Genomic DNA, 18,450 nt, shown 5'->3' on the forward strand with positions numbered 1-18,450 from the left:
TAGAACATAGCGGATGATATCACTGTGCCATTACTCTGCCGAAATCAATAGTGCAAATCGCCCCGCGCATTGGAATCTATGGCCTCTGCGCCAGAGCTCTCCTTGGCTACAGTCATAACTTAAAGAAGCTGACTTTGTCCGTTAGGCGATTGGCCAGGGTGGCCAGTTCACGGCTGGAAGCTGCCACTTGTTCGGAGCCGGAGGAGGTTTCCAGGGTGGCGCTGTGGATGCGGTTGATGTTCTGGTTGACCTCTTCAGCCACCGCACTTTGCTCTTCCGAGGCGCTGGCTATCTGCGCGTTCATTTCGTTGATGGCGGTGACTTCGCGGCGAATCTTGTTCAGCGCAGTCTCGGCCTGACCAGTCTGTTCGACGGTCTGTTGGGCCAGTTGACGGCTGTTGCGCATCACTTCGGCGGCTTTGCCAGCACCTTCCTGCAGCTTGCCGATCATGCCGCGAATTTCCCGGGTGGAATCCTGGGTACGGGTAGCGAGGGAGCGTACTTCGTCGGCCACCACGGCAAAGCCACGGCCATGTTCGCCCGCTCGTGCGGCCTCAATGGCGGCGTTAAGGGCGAGCAGGTTGGTTTGCTCGGCAATGGAGGTAATCACCTCGATGATTTTCTCGATGCTCTCGCTGTCCGTGGACACCTGCTGCACGCTTTCGGCAGCGCTTTCCAGGGTGCGCGCCAGGTTCTGGATGGCGCTGGCGGTAGCGCCGACCACTTGATTGCCGGTGGCGACTTCGCTGTCTGCGTTGCGGGTGGCGGAGGCTGCACTGGCTGCGTAGTTGGCCACTTCATTGACGGTGGCGGCCATCTGGTTGATGGCGGTGGCCATCTGCTCAGCCTCGCTGGATTGCAGGCGGATCTGCTTATTGTTGCTGTCGGATGTGGTCAGCAGTTGGTCTGAGGCCAGAGTCAGTTCGCTGGCGGCTCCGCGTACCTGGGTAATGGTATCAGCCAGGTGTTTGACCATGTCCTGCAGGGCGCCCATAACGCTGTCCGGATAGTGGGTCTGGATGCGTTGATTGAGTTCGCCATTGGCCAGACGCTGAATAATCTCGGCGACTTTGTAGGGTTCGGCGCCCAGCGTGGATTTCAACTTGTTGATGATGATCAGTGACACGCCAATGCTCAGCAGTACGGCCGCCGCGGTAACCAGCAGAATCAGCAGGCGAAAGCCGCCGGCGGCCTCACGCACCGCACCAATATCCTGGCCGATTTCTTGTTCCTGATGGTCGATATAAGCATTGATGCGTTTGAGCCATTCGCGATAAGCCGGAGAGGCTTGCTCCATCAGCAGAGTTCTAGCTGCGTCCGTATCGCCTTGACTGCGCAGGCTGACCAATTGCTCGGTCAAGGCCAGGGTGCTGCGCTCAATAATTTGAATATCGCTCAGAAGACGCTGTTCGGTAGCTGTTGGCGCTTGTTCGCGCAGCAAGCTGTCCATGGATCGCGCCGACTCTTGATAAAAGTCTTTAAGGCGTTGAATTTCGCTCAGTTGACGGTTCAGCGCCAAATCGTTATCCACCAACACGGCATCGCGGATGGCGATGGCGCGATCATGCACGCTGCCACGAAAGTTGATGGCATAACGCTGCTTGAGCGAGGCCCCTTCACTGACTGCGGTCAGGGTTTCGTCGATAAAGCCAACGCGTATTACACCGATGAGGGTAATCAGGATCATCAATGACAGGATCAAGCCAAATCCAAGGCTCAGGCGTTGCGCAATACTCAATTGTGATTGCATGAAATCGACTCCTCTTGCCCCTCGGGGCGGCGACTGCTTACTGCGTTAAGGGGAGGCTCAGCAGGTGGTGAGTACTCTCTTATGCAAATCCTATACAGATTAATTGCTTTGTACAATTTTGTTTTGGGTTTTAGCCATAGTGATCGATGGCCGGTAACGGCGCTGCACCGGAGTCCTTGAAATGGCCGTAATACCCGCAAATATGCGGTTTATTGCGGTTCAGGAAGGGCGAATTGATCTGCCAAGCTGAGCAGACAGATCATCTGTCGGGTTATACGAAAGTTGTACAGGCTGAGCGTGAGGCTGTAATAGCCTTATGCCGATTGATCATGAGCAGGCCGCTGTATATGGCCTTTGTAGCCTTGATCAGAACGAGGCGAGTATGCGCCCCAGCACAGCCATCGCCTGTTCGCTCTGGGCATCCCAGGGGTGGCCATAGTTCAGGCGAGCGCAGTTGCCGAAGCGCCGGGTGGCCGAGAAGATCGGCCCTGGCGCCAGACTGATGCCCTGGGCCAGGGCCAGTTGGAACAGGCGCAGTGCATCAACCTGCTCAGGGAACTCGAACCAGAGGAAATAGCCCCCGCTGGGGCGAGAGACTTTGGTCGTGGCGGGGAAATGGCGTGCGGCGGAGGCGAGCATTGACGCCTGTTGCGCTTCCAGAGCATGGCGCAGTTTGCGCAGGTGGCGATCGTAGCCGCCGTGCTGCAGGTAATCGGCCAGGGCGGCCTGGGCTGGTACGGAGGGGGAGATGGTGGTCATCAGCTTGAGCCGGCTGATCTGCTCGGCATAACGTCCGCCGGCCACCCAGCCAACCCGATAACCCGGGGCCAGGCATTTGGAGAACGAGCCGCAGTGCATCACCAAGCCGTCGCGGTCGAAGCTCTTGACGGGTTTAGGCGGTTGGTTGCCGAAGTACAGTTCGGCGTACACGTCATCTTCTATAAGCGGTACTTGATGGTGATGGAGCACCTCATAAAGGGCGCGCTTTTTGACATCGCTCATGCTCGCGCCCAGCGGGTTCTGCAGGCTGCTCATAAACCAGCAGGCTTTGATTGGCAGGCTGGCCAGACGTTCGCTGAGCACGTCCAGGTCGATGCCTTCACGTGGGTTGACCGGGATTTCCACGGCCTTGAGCTTCAAGCGCTCCAGCACCTGCAGCGTGGCGTAAAAGGCGGGCGCCTCGATGGCCACCAGATCACCGGGTTGGGTGACGGTTTGCAGGCACAGATTGAGTGCTTCCATGGCGCCACTGGTGATCACCAGTTCTTCCAATGGCAGCATCACGCCGCTGACCATATAACGCAGGGCAATTTGCCGGCGCAGGCTGGGGTTGCCCTCGGTCATATCGGCAATCACCGCCTGTGGCTGCATGTCGCGCACGCTCTGGGCCATTGAACGGGCCAGGCGTGGCAGGGGAAATAGCTGTGGGCTGGGGAACGCTGAACCGAATGGCACAGTGCCGGGGTCTTTTAGCGACGCGAGGACTGAGAACACCAACTCGCTGACATCCACCTCGGTGGTCTGGGTCAGCTGCTGACTGGTTTCCGGCTCGGCGAGGGAATGCCGCGCCAGCTCGCGCACGAAGTAACCGGAGCGGGCGCGCGCCTGGATCAGGCCACGGTCTTCCAGCAGGTAATAGGCCTGGAACACCGTGGATGGGCTGACCCCATAGGTGCGGCTGGCGTGGCGCACCGAGGGCACTTTTTCACCAGGCGCGAGCATGCCGCTGCGGATCAGTTCGGCAATCTGGTCGGCAAATATCTCGTAGCGTTTCATCGTGTCCGTAGGCGCGCGTTGCAGATTCGCGCACTCTACGGGGAGTTGCCTGACCATGCGACTGTCAGCGCCCACTGGGTGAGAGAAAGATGCTCTGCGTCTGTGCCTGCTCACGGGCATTGGCCAGGTTCTTGATCACGAACTGCACGGGTAGGGTGCTGGATATAGCTTGCTGGTTTTCCCGGATCACGGTCACCGGTACGTCGAGGATTTCCCCAGGGTTGAGCTGCAGTTGCGCAGGTGCCTGCAGGCGCAGATCAGGGCTGTTGGCCAGTGTCAGCGCGTAGCGCTGTGGTTGCTGGGTCTTGTTGATCACCTTGAGCAGGTAGGTGTTCTCGATCTGCCCCAATTGGTTCTCACGGAACATGCTGCGGTCTTTGGCTGCATCAATGGACAGCATCGAGCGGTCATGCAATGCCCAGATGAAGGCCCCGATCATCAATACCAACGCGATGCAGTAGCCAATCAGCCGTGGCCGAAGCCAGTGGGTTTTGCCACCCTGCAGTTCGCGTTCGGAGTGGTAGCCAACCAGGCCCCGGGCATAGCCCATTTTGTCCATGATGGAATCGCAGGCATCGATACATGCTCCGCAGCTGATGCAGTCGATCTGCAGGCCATCACGGATGTCGATACCGGTGGGGCACACTTGCACGCACATATAACAGTCGATGCAATCACCCAGTCCTTCAGCTTTGTGATCGCTTTCCTTCTTACGTGGGCCACGGCCTTCACCACGCGTGGCGTCGTAGGCCACCAGCAGGGTGTCGTCGTCAAACATGGCACTTTGAAAGCGTGAGTAAGGGCACATGTGCACGCAGACTTTCTCACGCAGCCATCCGGCGTTCAGGTATGTGGCCGTCATAAAAAACAGTACCCAGACCAGCGTGCCGCTCTCCAGTTGAAAACTCAGCAGGTCGCGGGTGAGGTCACGGATTGGCGTGAAGTAGCCAATAAAGGTCAGGGCCGTGAGCAGGCTAACCGCCAGCCAGATGGCGTGCTTGGCACTGCGCCGCGCCAACTTGTTCAGCGACCAGGGGGCCGCATCCAGCTTGATCCTTTGGTGGCGTTCACCCTCGGTGATCTTCTCCGCCCACATAAACACCCAGGTCCACACACTTTGCGGGCAGGTGTAGCCACACCATACGCGCCCAGCCACTACCGTGATGGCGAACAAACCGAAGGCGGCGATGATCAGTAACGCCGAGAGCAATATGAAGTCTTGCGGCCAGAAGGTTGCGCCGAAAATGTAGTAGCGGTGCTCGGCCAGGTTCCACAGCACCGCCTGCCTGCCTCCCCAGTCCAGCCAGGCGGTGCCGAAGAAAATCAGAAACAGCAATCCTGCTCCGTACAAGCGCAGGTTACGAAAACGGCCGCTGAAACTGCGGGTATGAATCGGTCCACCCGCTTGTGACGGCGTCAGGCGGATAGGTTGGCGCGGATCAATGGTTTCGATGATCTGCGCGGGTATACGTTCGCTCATTGCGGGCCTCGTCGGGCTTTATCAGGCGAGGGGCATGATGCGATCACGTCTGTTTGAGTAACAGACTCAGGTTTTCAAATAAAAAGCGGATCAGATGCGTGGTGGCACCGCCGGCACTGGCAGTTCTGCGCGGTGTGAGTGATGACCGCAGCGCATTCACAGGGCAATGGCTGATGCTCTAAGTGCCACAACCATGGGGCAACTCAGTGTCGGCAGCACGAGTCAGGTCGCGCGTGAGTAGCAGGTAGGCATATTCAACAGCCGCCACTGCACTGGGTACTTATGTGATGTGGCTGCTGGTGATTGTATTGCGCCCACTACGCTTGGAGCTGTACATGGCGCGGTCGGCGTTTTGCAGCAGCGTTTGCGCATCGCTGCCGTCGTGCGGGTACAGGCTGATGCCGAGGCTGGCCCTTACTTGAAGGTCTTTACCATCAATTAACAGACGGTTTTGCAGCAGTGACAGGAGTTTCTGAGCTATTCCCAGCAAGGTCGCGCGGCTTTCCACCTCGTCAAACAGAATAACGAACTCGTCACCGCCCAGGCGGGCCACGGTATCTCCGCTGCGGGTTACTGAGACCAGCAGGTGTGCCACGTTACTCAACACCTCGTCACCGGCAGCGTGGCCATGGGTGTCGTTGATCTCCTTGAAGTGATCAAGGTCGACATAGAGCAAGCCCAATAATTTCCCGCTGCGCTCTGCATTGCTGATTGCATGTTCTAAACGATCGAAAAACAGGCGGCGATTGGGTAGCCCGGTCAATGGGTCGATATGCGCCATGCGCTGCAGCTCTTGCTGGTTGGTGTTGAGCTGGATGATCTGGGCAAGGATTTTCTCCTGCATGGCACGGATATCCCGGGCCAGCTTGCCGAGCTCGTCCCCCCGCTCGGTTGGCAGGGGCTGCAGGCTGAGGTCTTGGCTGAAGTGGGCTATTGCCAGGCCGATTTGGTTCAACGGGCGAATCATTTGTCGTGCAAGCCACAGGGACAGTATCAGGGTGATAAGGCCGAGCGCGGCGATGATCTGAATCAGGCGCTGATCGAGTGCTTGGGATGCTTGCAGAATGTGTTTTTCGGGGACCGCTAGACCGAGGAGTAGATGATTACTTTCGGCTTCGATGCTGATGGTCGTGAATGCCGCCAGTCGTGAGGGCTGTTCGCGTTTAGCGGGCAGAATGCCAAGCATGCTGCTGCTTTTACCGCTCAGCAGCGTAAGAATTTCCGGCAGCTGCGCTTGCAGCATGGCAATAGAGCCTTGATCTTGGGATTGCTCGCGCTCTGGATTGAGGAGCAATTCGCCCTGGCTGTTGGCTAAAAAAAACTGGTAGTAGTCCGGTAGCTCACGCTTTAGCCGGCTGAACAGCGTTTTAACGTCGATGCTCAGCACGATCACCCCCACTGCACGGGGTTCGTTTGTCCAAATGGGGCTGGCGATGTGCAACGTTAAGGCTTTGTCGGGATCCAGGCGCGAAGGGGCTATCTCAGAGAAGAACTGTTGGCCGGGCGACAGTTTCAGCGTTTTGAATACATAGGGAATGTGGCCCTTTTCTTGTAATGCCGTGCTGGCAACGATGCCCTGACGATCAACATTGATGCGTTCTAAGCCATAGTTTTTGGCTTCGATCAGGCGAATCCGTTGGTACTCAGGGTGAGCATCCAGCATCGAGGTGAACAGCCTGGCTAACTCCTCTATCTCCTTGCTGTTATTCGGCATGTCTTGCAGCACTTCAACCGGTTGCGATTGGTCGCTCAGAACCTTTAGGTCTCTGGCGAAATTTTCTAGGCTGATCTGCAGATTGCGTCCCAGCACTTGGTTGGCCAGCAGCAGGTCGCGTTTGGCAGCAGCAATTAATATTTGCTTGCTGCTGCTGAGCGAGTAGTAACTGGCAATACCGCCCAGCAGCAAGCCGAACATGCAAAGCAGTACGGTGAGTTTATTGCCCAGGCGTAATTTCAAGGCAGCACCACATTTCCCGGACGATCACCGGCGAGTATGGATTTCCAGAGCTTGGCGCGCAGCTCGGCGTTTGCCACCGGCTCTAGCCAAATCAGGCGCAGAGGAGCACTTGAGGCTTGCAGGGTACGCAGTGTGTTTTCCAGGCCATGGCGCTCGGTCAGAGCACCGCTGACTTGCGGTTCCAGGGTGTAGTTGATCCATTGTTCAGCCAGGTCACGGTTGGGTGTGGTGCGGGTAATGGCCCAGCAATCGAGCCAGGCAAGAGCACCTTCCTGGGGGATCACGTAACCCACATCAGCGCCCGCATCTTGGAGTAACTTGAGTTGCTGGCGACCGTAGTTGGCGTACATCAAGGCAATGGAGTTTTGCATGAACAGGCTGACGGACTCTTCTGGCAGGCTGTAGAAACTCAACACGTTGCGCCGCAGCGCAATCAGCTTGTCAACGGTGGCGGGCATGTCTTCGCTGGGGATGGCGAAGGGCGGTTTAGCCAAGGTTTGCCGGGCCAGGGAGAAGTTATGACTGCTGCCGTCATAGGCCAGCACTTGGCCCTGCCAGCGTGGGTCCCACAGGCTGTTGATGGAGGTCGGTGGGCGGCTCATCATTTTGCGATTATAGATCAACCCCATCTCGCCATAGGCATACGGAACGCCATACGCCTGCCTATCGTGCATCAAGCCTGGGATGTCATTGAGTTGGCGGAACTGTTGAAGCTGGCGGCTACGCTGGGTCAAATTCGACAAGCGCAGTGGTTGCAGTAGCTGCTGCTGCACGAAATAGTTGATTTCTGAGGTGTTGGCCGCAATCACATCGTAATGTTGGCCGCCGTCCTTACTAAATTTCAGGCGCAACTCATCATCGTTGCCGACAAGGGTGACTTCCACGTCGGCGTCATAGCGTTCGGCAAAGGCTTCGACTAAGTCCGCATCGGCATAGCCGGGCCAGGCCAGCACGCGTAGCAGCGGCTTGGCTTGTAATGATGAGCAAAACAGGGTTAACAGGACCAAGGTCAGGAGCGAGCGGAGTGGCATAGCAATGGCCTCTGTTTTTCCACAGTCTAGGTCACTCATGGCCTAGTGCAGTAGCGCCTTTTGCTTGTTTAACGGGAATGGTTTTCCCGAGCCATATCAATCGTCTGGCTGTGTGCAGCTAATGCGTGTACTTCGTATTTCCTTCTCATGCGTTTGCAAAGCTTTGTGCCAATGGCGCGTGCTTGCGATAGGCGTCATGTGTAGCCGTTAACGGCGATGCTGGGCGCGCAAATAAATGATGGTCGAGAGCCCTGTAAACCGTTCGCTAAACCATCTGATGCGTATTTTCGTGGGGGATGTGCCGCTGTTTAGATGTGGGGCCCAGGTTTTGTGTGGCCATCGACAACCTATTGAGCCCGTGACATGCCACCAAGGCGATTGAACCGCTTCCTTGCTTCGCCGCCGCGCGCATTGCGTTGAGCGCCATTATGTCGACAGGCAGTGCTGCGAGTTATCCTGTGCGCCCTGGTTTCTGAACTTGCACGCCATGCTGATCATTTCCAACAGCGTTCACTTGCCCGACGATGAGGTCGAGCTGACCGCCATTCGTGCCCAGGGCGCCGGTGGGCAGAACGTCAATAAGGTGTCCAGCGCGATCCATCTGCGTTTCGATATCCAGGCATCCAGCTTGCCACCGTTCTATAAGGAGCGGCTGCTGGCGTTGCGCGACGGGCGCATCACCGCCGAAGGTGTGGTGGTTATCAAAGCCCAGCAGTACCGCACCCAAGAGCAGAACCGCGCCGACGCGCTGGAGCGCCTGGCCGAGCTGATTCGCAGCGCCGCTAAGACTGAGAAAGCCCGCCGTCCGACCAAACCGACCCTGGGTTCGAAAAAACGCCGCCTGGAAGGCAAGAGCATCCGCGGTACGATCAAGGCCGGGCGTGGCAAGGTCGACTTCTAATAATCTGCTTACAGTTGGCTGCGTGGTAAGGCAGCCGTTTCCAGCTTATTTTCGTGAGTAAAGGCAGTGTTTTCAGGAATGAATATTTGACTAATATGCATGAATGAAAACGACCCTTGATGAACTGCTGGCCTTTGTTAGCGTGGTAGACGGTGGCTCGATCAGTGCCGCTGCCGAACAACTGACGCAGACGGCTTCCGGTGTCAGCCGTGCGCTGAGTCGGCTGGAACTGACCGAGGAGGGCCAGGCCTTCTTGGTGCAGGCGCGCAAAATACTTGATGCCGTGGAAAGCGCCGAAGAGCAGATGATGGTGCGGCGGCAGAAGCCAGCAGGGCGCTTGCGGGTGAATGCCGCCGCGCCTTTCATGCTGCATGCAGTTGTACCGCTGGTGGCGGGTTTTCGGGCGCTGTACCCGGAGATTCAGCTGGAGCTGCACAGCAGCGACCAGATTATCGATCTGCTGGAGCAGCGCACCGACGTGGCAATACGTATCGGTCCATTACGCGACTCCACCTTGCATGCGCGGCCACTTGGCAGTAATCGCCTGCGTATTCTTGCCAGCCCGGCTTACCTCAAGGCACAGGGCACGCCGAAACGTGTTGAAGATCTGAGCGGGCATAGCCTGCTCGGCTTTACCCAGCCCGACAGGCTTAACCAGTGGCCGCTGCGCCATGCGCTGGGCGATGCCTACAGCATTACTCCGAGTCTGAGCGCGTCCAGCGGCGAGACGTTACGTCAGCTGGCCTTGAGCGGTGCTGGAATCGTCTGCCTGGCAGACTTTATGACCGGCGCTGACCGGGCCAACGGTGCCTTGGTGCAGTTGATGGCTCGCGATACCGTCGAGGTGCGTCAACCGATTCATGCGGTGTATTACCGCAACACCGCCCTGACTTCGCGCATCACCTGCTTTCTCGATTACCTGAGCAGTCAGCTGGCTGAGCGTTCGCTGCCTCACCCGCGTCAGCAGTGAGTAGGGGTTAACTTCAGTACTTTTTGCACGCCTGTCGATTGGCCATTTCGCCGTTTGACCAGCGTACAGAACCTAGCCTTGGGTTTGCGGTCTGCCATTACATACCCGGAAAAAGCCCCAGTGGCAGGCTATCAATCAAGTACGCGAGTTCTAAGGAGAGTGCAGATGAAGATCCATACCTACTTGACCTTCGATGGCCAGTGCGAAGCGGCCTTTAACTATTACGCTGAATGCCTGGGCGGCAGTCTGGAGCTGATGCGCATGGGCGAAAGCCCGGAAGCAGGCAATGTGCCGGAGCAGTTTCATGACCGTGTGATGCACGTGTGCCTGACGGTGGGCGATCAGCTGCTGATGGCGTCTGACACCTTCCCTGGTATGCCGTACGAGGGCATCAAGGGCGCTTCGGTTTCCCTACAGGTGGAAAACGTACCGGAGGCTGAACGCCTGTATAAAGCGCTCTCGGCGGGCGGTTCGGTGCAGATGGAGTTGCAGGCGACCTTCTGGGCTACGCGCTTTGCCATGTTCACCGACCGCTTTGGCGTCGGCTGGATGATCAATTGCGATATTGATGCGCAGATGGGCTAGGTAGGCTTGGCTCGGCGCAGCGGATCTATGCAGCTGCGCCGTTGCCGCCTAGCCGACCAGCCCGAGGGCACGATCCAGTTGCTCCTGCGGGTCGCTGACGGCGGCGAGGAACTCATCACCCCAACGGCGGATATCGTTGTAGTTGACGATATCGAACAGCTCACGCAGACGTGCCTGGGCTTCGGCCTTGGGCATGTTTAGCGCCACGTAACAGGTTTGCGTCATATCCATGGGGTCGTGCGGGTTGGTCAGCAGAGCGCCTTTGAGCTCGGCGGCGGCGCCGGCAAATTCCGAGAGCACCAGCACGCCACGCCCATCCAGCAGGCCTTGAGCGGCGACAAATTCCTTGGCCACCAGGTTGAGGCCGTCGCGCAGTGGGGTAATCCACATCACGTCAGCCATGGCGTACCAGGCGCTGACTTCCTCGAAAGGCAGGCTGCGGAAGAAGAACTGCAGCGGCGTCCAGCCGATGCGGGCGAAGCGGCCGTTGATACGGCCCACGGCCTGTTCGATCTGCCCTTGCAGCTCGTCATAGATGGTCATTTCCTTGGCCGCCGGCACGCACACGGTCACCAGGGTGACCTTGCCCAGTAGCTCGGGGTTTTCTTCCAGCAGGCGCTCATAGGCGTTGAGCTTTTCCAGAATGCCTTTGGTGTAGTCGAGGCGCTCCACCGAGAGAATCAGTTTGATCCCGGCAAGTTCGCTACGCAGACGTTCCATCATTTCCCTGATCTTCGGTGCGGCCAGGGCGCTGCGCACTCGCTCGATATCCAGGCCCACCGGATGGGCACCGAGTTTGACCACGCGGTTGCCGGTGTCCACGGCAGTGGTCATGCGCTCCAGGCCCACGGCGCAGCCATAGGTGATAAAGCGTGGTGCGCAGTTCTGCCGGCTGACGGTTTGCAGCGGCATCACGCCGCGCGCGGCATCGACGAAGTTTTCCACTTGGCGCGGGATATGGAAGCCGATGTAGTCGCATTGCAGCAGGCTGCCGATGATCTGCCGGCGCCAGGGCAGTACGTTGAACACATCCGCTGAGGGGAAGTAGGTGTGGTGGAAGAAGGCGATGCGCAGGTCCGGGCGCAGCTCACGTAGGTAACCGGGGACCATCCACAGGTTGTAATCGTGCAGCCAGACGGTGGCGCCTTCGGCTGCTTCCAGGGCGGTGCGCTCGGCAAAAGCGCGGTTGACCTTGAGGAACACCTGCCAATCGTCTTCACGGAACTGCGCACGCTCCCAGAAGGTGTGCAGGGTCGGCCAGAAGGCTTCCTTGGAGAAGCGCTTGTAGAAAATGTCGACCTCTCCCTTGCTCAGCGCCACCCGCGCGGCGGTCAACTTTGGGTAACGCTCGGCATCCACCGTGGTGTGGCTGTCGAAGGTTTCCCCGCTGTTTTCGTCATGCTCGGCCCAGGCCACCCAGGAGCCAGCGCGACCATCGCCGAAGAAGCTCAGCAGGGTAGGAATAATGCCGTTGGGTGACGTCGGACGGCGGCGCTGCAGCTTGCCATCGGCGCCACGGAATTCTTCATAGGGCAGGCGGTGGTAGACCATCACCAGATCGGCCTTGCCGGGTTCGGCAACTTGCTTGCCTTCGGCGGCGATGCCCTGTTTGCCGAGAAAGCCAAAGTGCACAAAGGCTTCAAGAATGCCGCCGCAACCGGCGCGCTCAGCGTGGAATACCCGCGAATACTGCCGCGTGGCCTGCAACAAGCCCGGCTCGGATGCGCCGACGCAGACGCCCTTGAACTGGCCGCTGAGCATGCTCAGATCATTCAGGGTGTCGCCAGCCGTTAGCACCTGGTCGTTGTCCAGTTCCAACCAGTCGATCAGCGCCTGCAGGCTGCTGCCCTTGTTGACGCCCTTGGGTAGAAAATCCAGGTATCGCTCGGCCGAGTAGAGCAAGTCGCAGCCCAGACTTTCTGCAACTTCAAGCAGTTCCGGGTTGGCTGCTTGCTCCGGGCCGCAGAAGTAGGAGCAGCGGCGCACCTGCGGTACGTCCTGGCGCTCCAGAGCAAAGCGTTCGATGGCGCTGGCAACCTGGCTGTCGCCGGGCCAGAGGGCGTCCACCGCGCTTTGCAGCGGCTGGATTGGCTGCAAGGTGTCGCCGTGCACGAGGCTGGCGCCAACGTCGGAGATGATGAAATCCGGTTGCGGCAGGGTCGGGTCTGCCAGCAGTGGCAGCACCGATTCCAGGCTGCGGCCGGTGACGTAGGCCAGGCGGATTTCCGGGTGGGCGGCGATGGTTTGGTAAAGGCTTAAGCGATCCTTGGGATCGCCGCCGAGAAAGGTTCCATCGAGATCGGTGGCAAGTAACATGCGCTGTCTTCCTGTCCAGTTAAGTGGGTGCAGTGACGCGCCGACAAAAGCCGACGAGCTATGGACGATTGCGCCACGGGGTGTTCGTCTCTTGGTTTACCCAGGCGTCTGCGGCGCCGGGTTGGGCGGGGCCTCATGTGAGTCAGTTGGGTCTGGGTCGTCTGTGGGCGGTGCATCGGGCATCAGCTCAAGCACCGTGTGGCTGGTGCGCAGCATGGGCATAAAGTGCCCGGCCGGTGCGCTGACCAGGTCGCTGACATGACGCAGGCGGTACAGCGTGTAAGACGCCAGCAGGCCGAGCGTGGCGGCGAAATACAGCGGCAGCGCCTGGGCGCCGAGGTGCTGCATCAGCAGGCCGGCGAGCAGCGGGCCGCACACCGAACCGATGCCGTTGACCATCAGTAGGCTGCTGGAGCCGGCGAGGATTTCATCGCTGTGCAATTGGTCGATCAGCTGCGCCACGGCAATCGGGTAGATAGCAAAGGCCAAGCCGCCCCAGATAAACATCAGCCCGAGCAGCAGGCGACCGGCCGGTAACAGGCTCATCAGTACGGCAACTACTACGGCCAGCGCGACCACCCAGAACAGCACCAGGCGGCGGTCGTGTTTATCCGAGTAGATGCCAATCGGCCATTGCAGCAAGGCGCCGCCAAGGATCGTGCAGCTCATCAGCAAACCCACGCCGGTGGCATCGAAGCCGTTCAGGCTGGCGTACACCGGCGCCATGCCCCAGAAGGCGCCGAGGGCCAGGCCGGATAAGCCAGCGGCGGCCAGCGCCAATGGGGCGATACCGGCGATCTGCCGCAGGTTGGTGTGCAGGGTGTCCGGCACGCTGGGTTGGATCTGCCGAGTCAGGGTGATGGGCATCAAGGCCGCGCTGATCAGCATGGCGGCAAGCGCGAACAGCACGAAGTCGCTGGGCGAAGCCAGGTTGAGCAGCTGCTGCGCGGCGGCCAGCGCGCCGAGGTTGACCGCCATATACACGGCAAACACCTGGCCGCGTTTGTCGTTGGGCACCTGGGCGTTAAGCCAGCTCTCGATCACCATATACAGACTGACCAGCGCCAGGCCGTAGAGCACGCGCAGGCCCAGCCAGACCCAGGGATCGACGATCAGTACATGCAACAAGGCAGTGATGGCAGCGAGTGCGGCGCAAAAGGCAAACGCACGGATATGCCCAACGCGGCGGACCAGCGGAATCGCTAGCCAGGTGCCAAGGAGAAAACCGACAAAGTACCCGGACATAATCAGGCCGAGCATCGAGGTGGAGTAGCCTTCGGCGACGCCACGCAGGGTCAGTAGGGTGTTGAGCAGACCATTGCCGAGGAGGAGTAAAGCAACCCCACCTAGCAACGAGCTGATAGGGGCAATCAGGGACCACATGGCGACCTACCCTAGGGAACTATGCCGCTGAGTGCAAGCATGAAGGGTGCCAGTGCTTAGCCAGGTAACGAATTAACCTGTTGTTTTTAAACAGTTAATTTTATAGATAAACGGTCTTTTGATTTTTCCAGGCATTGCCTGTGCGTACGCCAAGGGCGCTAAAACGCCATGCTGCACCAATACAGATCGCAGCCAGCGCCTAACTTTTCGTCGCGCTTACAGGGCTTCCCGCGAACCGGTAGAAGGTTGCTGGGTGTTGTTTTCCGCACTCTTGCTGCCCGGTATGCCAAGCAGAGCAATCGGCTCCAGGGCTGAACTGTTCTGGTTGATGCGTTCGAGCAGCTGGTTGATGGCTTGGCGATCGCGGCTGTTGCTCAGGTGCTGATCGGCGGTTTCCTGCACGCTGCGCACATGCCGCAGCAGATCGGTTTTCTGCGCAGCACGCAGCGGCTGGTAGAGCAGGTTCTTGAAGGCCTGCAGCAAACCGATCAGCACACTCACATCGGCGCAGCCATAGTGGCGAATGGGGCCGAATACCCGTTGCAGCAACTCATCCAGCGAGAGCTCGTAATGCAGCAGGCGTGGCGGGCCATCGTCTGCCAGGGTGACATCCAGGTCCGGCAACGCCAGGCGCTTGCTGAACAACACGCTGAGCAGGTCGATGGCGGTAATCGCCGTGCCGGGGTCGTTGATGCCGGGGCTGAGCGCCTTGACGGCGATTTCCGACATCTGCGTGCAGCCAAACAGGTAGTGGGTGTGGGCATATTCCTCAAGAAAGAAATCGAAGCAGTCGAGCAGCGCATCGGTGATTGCCGAATCGACCTCACGGTCGAGTTTGAACAGCGGCCGGCCACTCATCACGAAGAACCCGCGGTGGATCATCACGGTCATGCGCAGGTCGTGCTCACACAAGATGGTGTTGATCGTGTTGACGTTGAGCTCTTTGAAATAACCGCTGCGTTGCGCGCAGACCTCCTGCCAGTTTTGCTCCTCTGGCCAGCTGGGCAGGTTGTCGATAGCGGCCAGCTTGGCTTCGCGCGCGGCGAGTTTCGCCAGAGTGGTGTGGTACAGATTGTTGAGGATGTACTCCACCTGAATCGAGCGGGAAATCGAGTGGATAAAGTGCACAAACAGGCCAAGGCAGGCGATGCCCATCGCCAAAGCCATCAGCACACCGAGGCTGGGTACCTGGGTTGAGTTGTCCAGTTCAATCGTGGTGATCAGCAGCAGCGAGAAAAGGATGGTGCCGAGGTAGAAACCGAGGGTCTTCTGATGGCTTTTATCGCTGATCAGGCCAGGCACTACGCGCGGTGACAGCGCGGCGGCGGCATTGTTGAGCACCACCATGACCATGGAGAAGCTGAACACCATTAGCGACAGGATGCCGCCGACCAGCGTGCCGAGAATCAAGCGGGCATTGTCGGCATTGCGCACCAGGCCGACATCAATCTCGCCTTTGAGCGACATCATCCAGGGCTGGTATTCGATGCTCATGCTGAGCAGGCACAAAACGAAGAAGCCCAATGCGATCAGCGTTGGATAGAGGGCCAGACTGTGCAAGATGCGCTGGTACAGGCGGAAGGCGAAATTCAACAAGCGGGGCACGGGCGTCTCGGTGCGATGGGCGTGCGGCGACTATAGCAAGCTTGTCGGCACATGCTGCTACCCGAGCCCCGGTGCTGTGGCGGGGCTCGGGTGCGTTTCAGTCGCAGCAGACGCGTGAAATTGCGCTGGCCAGTTGATCCAGGCGCTCGGCGTCGAGCCCGGCCATATTGGCCCGGCCTGAGCCGACCATATACACGCTGAACTCATCACGCAGGCGTTGCACCTGGGTTGGGCTCAGGCCCGTGTAGGAGAACATCCCGCGCTGCGCCGCGATATGCGCAAAGCGCTCATTCAGGCCATACGGTTGCAGGGCTTCAACCAGACCGGCGCGCAGGCTGGCAACACGTTGGCGCATGGCGTCCAGTTCACTGACCCAGAGGCTGTGCAGTTCAGTGTCAGCCAGGATGCTGGCAACCACCGCCGCGCCGTGGGCCGGCGGCGTAGACCACAGGTTGCGGGCGATAAACGCCAGCTGGCTGCGTACATCCTGCAGCTTGGTTGCAGTCTCGGCGCAGACGATCAGTGCGCCGGTGCGTTCGCGGTACAGGCCGAAATTCTTCGAGCAGGAGCTGGTGATCAGCAGCTCAGGCAATTCAGCGGCAAACAGGCGCACGGCAAAGGCGTCCTGTTCCAGGCCATCGCCAAAACCCTGGTAGGCGAAGTCGATCAGCGGCAGCAGCTCGCGGGCTTTTACCACCTCCAGCACGCGCTTCCAGTCACGCGGGGTGAGGTCGAAGCCGGTGGGGTTGTGGCAGCAGGCGTGCAGCAGCACCACATCGCCTTTAGGCACATGGGTGAGGGCGGCGATCATCGCCTCGACATTCAATGCATTGTCTGCACCGACATAGGGGTAGTGGCCAACGCGCAGGCCTGCGGTGGCAAAGATGCTCTCGTGGATCGGCCAGGTCGGGTCACTCAGCCAGATGCCACGGCCCGGTAGGCAGTGGGCGATAAAGTCCGCGCACAGGCGCAGCGCCCCGGTGCCGCCTGGGGTCTGGGTGGTGCCAGCGCGTTCGGCCAGCAGTGGACTGTCGGCGCCCAATACCAGCTGGCTAAGCTGGCTGCCAAACAGTGGGTCGCCATGGCCGCCGATATAGCTTTTGCTGGTTTCGCTTTCCAACAGCCGCTGTTCGGCGAGTTTTACCGCGCGGGGAATCGGCGTCAGGCCCTGGGCGTCCTTGTACACGCCTACGCCGAGATCGAGCTTGGCCGGGTTACGGTCAGCGCGGTAAGCGTCCATCAGGCCGAGAATCGGGTCGCCCGGCACTCGCACAATGCTGTGGAAGTGGTTCACTTGCGGCCCTCGGCGCTGGCGGCCAGAACATCGGTGCGCGCGGCCATGATGAAGTCGTTACGGTGCAGGCCGCGCATTTCATGGCTCCACCAGGTCACAGTGACTTTGCCCCATTCGGTGAGCAAGGCCGGGTGGTGACCAACTTCCTCGGCGATGGCGCCGACCGCGTTGGTAAAGGCCAGGGCATGGCGGAAATTCTTGAACAGGTAGACCCGTTCCAGTTCCATATGATCGTCACGCACTTCGATATTCCAGTCCGGAATCTCGCGGATCAGTTCGGCCAACTCTTCATCACTGACTTTTGGCGCATCGGCGCGGCAGGCTTCGCATTGGGCTTGGGCAAGGGACATGGGGATTCTCCGAGGGTCAAAAGTGAGCCGTAGGATGGGTGTGGGGCCATCCTACAAAGGTTATGCCGCTTTCGGCGGAAACTTCGGTGCATGTAAGCCCAGGCGCATGGCTTGCTGCACCATGGCCATGATGTCTTCATGGGCCAGTTCGAACAGACGCTTAAGTTCGGGCAGCACGAAATACAGCGGCTGCAGGATGTCGATACGGTAAGGCGTGCGCATTGCCTCGATTGGGTCGAAGGCCAGGTGCTGCGGCGCATCGGACAGGCAGTAGAGGGTTTCTTTCGGCGAGGAGAGAATGCCGCCACCGTAGATGCGCTGCCCCTGGCTGGTATCGAGCAAACCGAACTCGATGGTCAGCCAGTACAGCCGCGCCAGGTACACGCGCTCTTCCTTGCTGGCGGCCAGGCCGAGCTTGCCGTAGGTGTGGGTGAATTCGGCGAACCAGGGGTTGGTCAGCAGCGGGCAGTGGCCAAAAATCTCGTGGAAGATGTCCGGCTCCTGCAGGTAGTCCAGCTCTTCAGGTGTGCGGATAAACGTCGCCACTGGGAATTGCTTGCTGGCCAGCAGCTCGAAGAAGGTCTGAAACGGAATCAGCGCCGGCACCCGTGCCACGCGCCAGCCGGTGCTGGCTTGCAGCACTTGGTTGATCTCGCCGAGCTGCGGAATACGCTCATGGGGTAGGCCGAGCTGCTCTATCCCGTCCAGGTATTCCTGGCAGGCACGCCCTTCAATCACCTTGAGCTGACGGGTGATCAGAGTGCTCCACACCTGATGCTCGGCCTCCGGGTAATGGATAAAGCCGCTGTCATCCGGTTCACGCGCCAGGTATTGCGTGCTCTTCATCACTGCCTCCTGCTGGGGCTTTGTTGTTGTATTGGACTCAGGAATACGCCAGCTCGTGCGGTTATGCAGCCCTGGGTTGGGTCTGATAAGGGAGAAAAGGGCAGTTATTGCGTAAAGAATTGGTTACGTGAGCGGCGGTGCGGCGAACTATCGTCTTGCTGCTGCGCTAATCTGTCACATATTCTTGACGGATAATCCGCCGGCAA

14 protein-coding genes are annotated in these 18,450 nt (G+C 59.2%); 3 read left to right on the forward strand and 11 right to left on the reverse strand.

Going from position 1 to position 18,450, the window contains the following annotated elements:
- Window positions 1-112 precede the first annotated feature (112 nt).
- The 5 genes from HBN63_RS06740 to HBN63_RS06760 all read right to left on the reverse strand — a co-directional run bounded on the left by HBN63_RS06740 (window position 113) and on the right by HBN63_RS06760 (window position 7,994).
- A complete protein-coding gene (locus HBN63_RS06740) occupies window positions 113-1,750 on the reverse strand; it encodes a methyl-accepting chemotaxis protein (protein ID WP_170048862.1) in 1,638 nt (545 codons plus the stop codon).
- Between the two features lie 366 nt (window positions 1,751-2,116).
- A complete protein-coding gene (gene mapR / locus HBN63_RS06745; RefSeq protein WP_170048863.1) occupies window positions 2,117-3,526 on the reverse strand; it encodes a GntR family transcriptional regulator MpaR in 1,410 nt (469 codons plus the stop codon).
- A gap of 64 nt (window positions 3,527-3,590) precedes the next feature.
- Window positions 3,591-5,006 (reverse strand): cytochrome c oxidase accessory protein CcoG, encoded by a 1,416-nt coding sequence (ccoG, locus tag HBN63_RS06750; RefSeq protein WP_170048864.1) that lies wholly within the window; start codon window positions 5,004-5,006, stop codon window positions 3,591-3,593.
- A 280-nt stretch (window positions 5,007-5,286) separates the two neighbouring features.
- Complete coding sequence (locus tag HBN63_RS06755; RefSeq protein ID WP_170048865.1) at window positions 5,287-6,963, reverse strand: diguanylate cyclase; 1,677 nt, start codon at window positions 6,961-6,963, stop codon at window positions 5,287-5,289.
- The gene (locus HBN63_RS06760; RefSeq protein WP_170048866.1) at window positions 6,960-7,994 is read right to left on the reverse strand and encodes an extracellular solute-binding protein; all 1,035 of its coding nucleotides are present in this window, start codon (window positions 7,992-7,994) and stop codon (window positions 6,960-6,962) included. The genes HBN63_RS06755 and HBN63_RS06760 overlap by 4 nt, the downstream gene beginning before the upstream one ends.
- A gap of 487 nt (window positions 7,995-8,481) precedes the next feature.
- Here HBN63_RS06760 and arfB point away from each other — a divergent pair, with 487 nt between their 5' ends.
- The 3 genes from arfB to HBN63_RS06775 all read left to right on the forward strand — a co-directional run bounded on the left by arfB (window position 8,482) and on the right by HBN63_RS06775 (window position 10,450).
- The gene (arfB, locus tag HBN63_RS06765) at window positions 8,482-8,895 is read left to right on the forward strand and encodes an alternative ribosome rescue aminoacyl-tRNA hydrolase ArfB (protein WP_167144697.1); all 414 of its coding nucleotides are present in this window, start codon (window positions 8,482-8,484) and stop codon (window positions 8,893-8,895) included.
- A gap of 103 nt (window positions 8,896-8,998) precedes the next feature.
- Window positions 8,999-9,865 carry a LysR substrate-binding domain-containing protein gene (locus HBN63_RS06770; RefSeq protein WP_170048867.1) on the forward strand — a complete coding sequence of 289 codons (867 nt, stop codon included), beginning with the start codon at window positions 8,999-9,001 and terminating at the stop codon, window positions 9,863-9,865.
- A gap of 165 nt (window positions 9,866-10,030) precedes the next feature.
- Window positions 10,031-10,450: a VOC family protein gene (locus HBN63_RS06775; RefSeq protein ID WP_167144695.1), complete on the forward strand. Its 420-nt coding sequence runs from the start codon at window positions 10,031-10,033 to the stop codon at window positions 10,448-10,450.
- Between the two features lie 48 nt (window positions 10,451-10,498).
- On the opposite strand, the gene ggpS is transcribed toward HBN63_RS06775, so the two are convergent.
- From ggpS to phhA, 6 genes are all read right to left on the reverse strand, one after another.
- Window positions 10,499-12,766, reverse strand: a complete 2,268-nt coding sequence (ggpS, locus tag HBN63_RS06780) for a glucosylglycerol-phosphate synthase (RefSeq protein ID WP_170048868.1) — start codon at window positions 12,764-12,766, stop codon at window positions 10,499-10,501.
- A gap of 96 nt (window positions 12,767-12,862) precedes the next feature.
- Window positions 12,863-14,149, reverse strand: a complete 1,287-nt coding sequence (locus HBN63_RS06785; protein ID WP_170048869.1) for an MFS transporter — start codon at window positions 14,147-14,149, stop codon at window positions 12,863-12,865.
- A 216-nt stretch (window positions 14,150-14,365) separates the two neighbouring features.
- Window positions 14,366-15,754, reverse strand: coding sequence for a DUF2254 domain-containing protein (locus tag HBN63_RS06790; RefSeq protein WP_170048870.1), 1,389 nt, complete (start codon window positions 15,752-15,754; stop codon window positions 14,366-14,368).
- Between the two features lie 97 nt (window positions 15,755-15,851).
- Window positions 15,852-17,048: an amino acid aminotransferase gene (locus HBN63_RS06795; RefSeq protein WP_170048871.1), complete on the reverse strand. Its 1,197-nt coding sequence runs from the start codon at window positions 17,046-17,048 to the stop codon at window positions 15,852-15,854.
- A complete protein-coding gene (locus HBN63_RS06800; protein ID WP_170048872.1) occupies window positions 17,045-17,398 on the reverse strand; it encodes a 4a-hydroxytetrahydrobiopterin dehydratase in 354 nt (117 codons plus the stop codon). The genes HBN63_RS06795 and HBN63_RS06800 overlap by 4 nt, the downstream gene beginning before the upstream one ends.
- Before the next feature lie 60 nt (window positions 17,399-17,458).
- Window positions 17,459-18,244 (reverse strand): phenylalanine 4-monooxygenase, encoded by a 786-nt coding sequence (gene phhA, locus HBN63_RS06805; protein ID WP_170048873.1) that lies wholly within the window; start codon window positions 18,242-18,244, stop codon window positions 17,459-17,461.
- Window positions 18,245-18,450 lie beyond the last annotated feature (206 nt).

It is taken from the genome of Pseudomonas sp. WS 5011 (assembly GCF_012985775.1).
Taxonomy (GTDB): domain Bacteria; phylum Pseudomonadota; class Gammaproteobacteria; order Pseudomonadales; family Pseudomonadaceae; genus Aquipseudomonas; species Aquipseudomonas peli.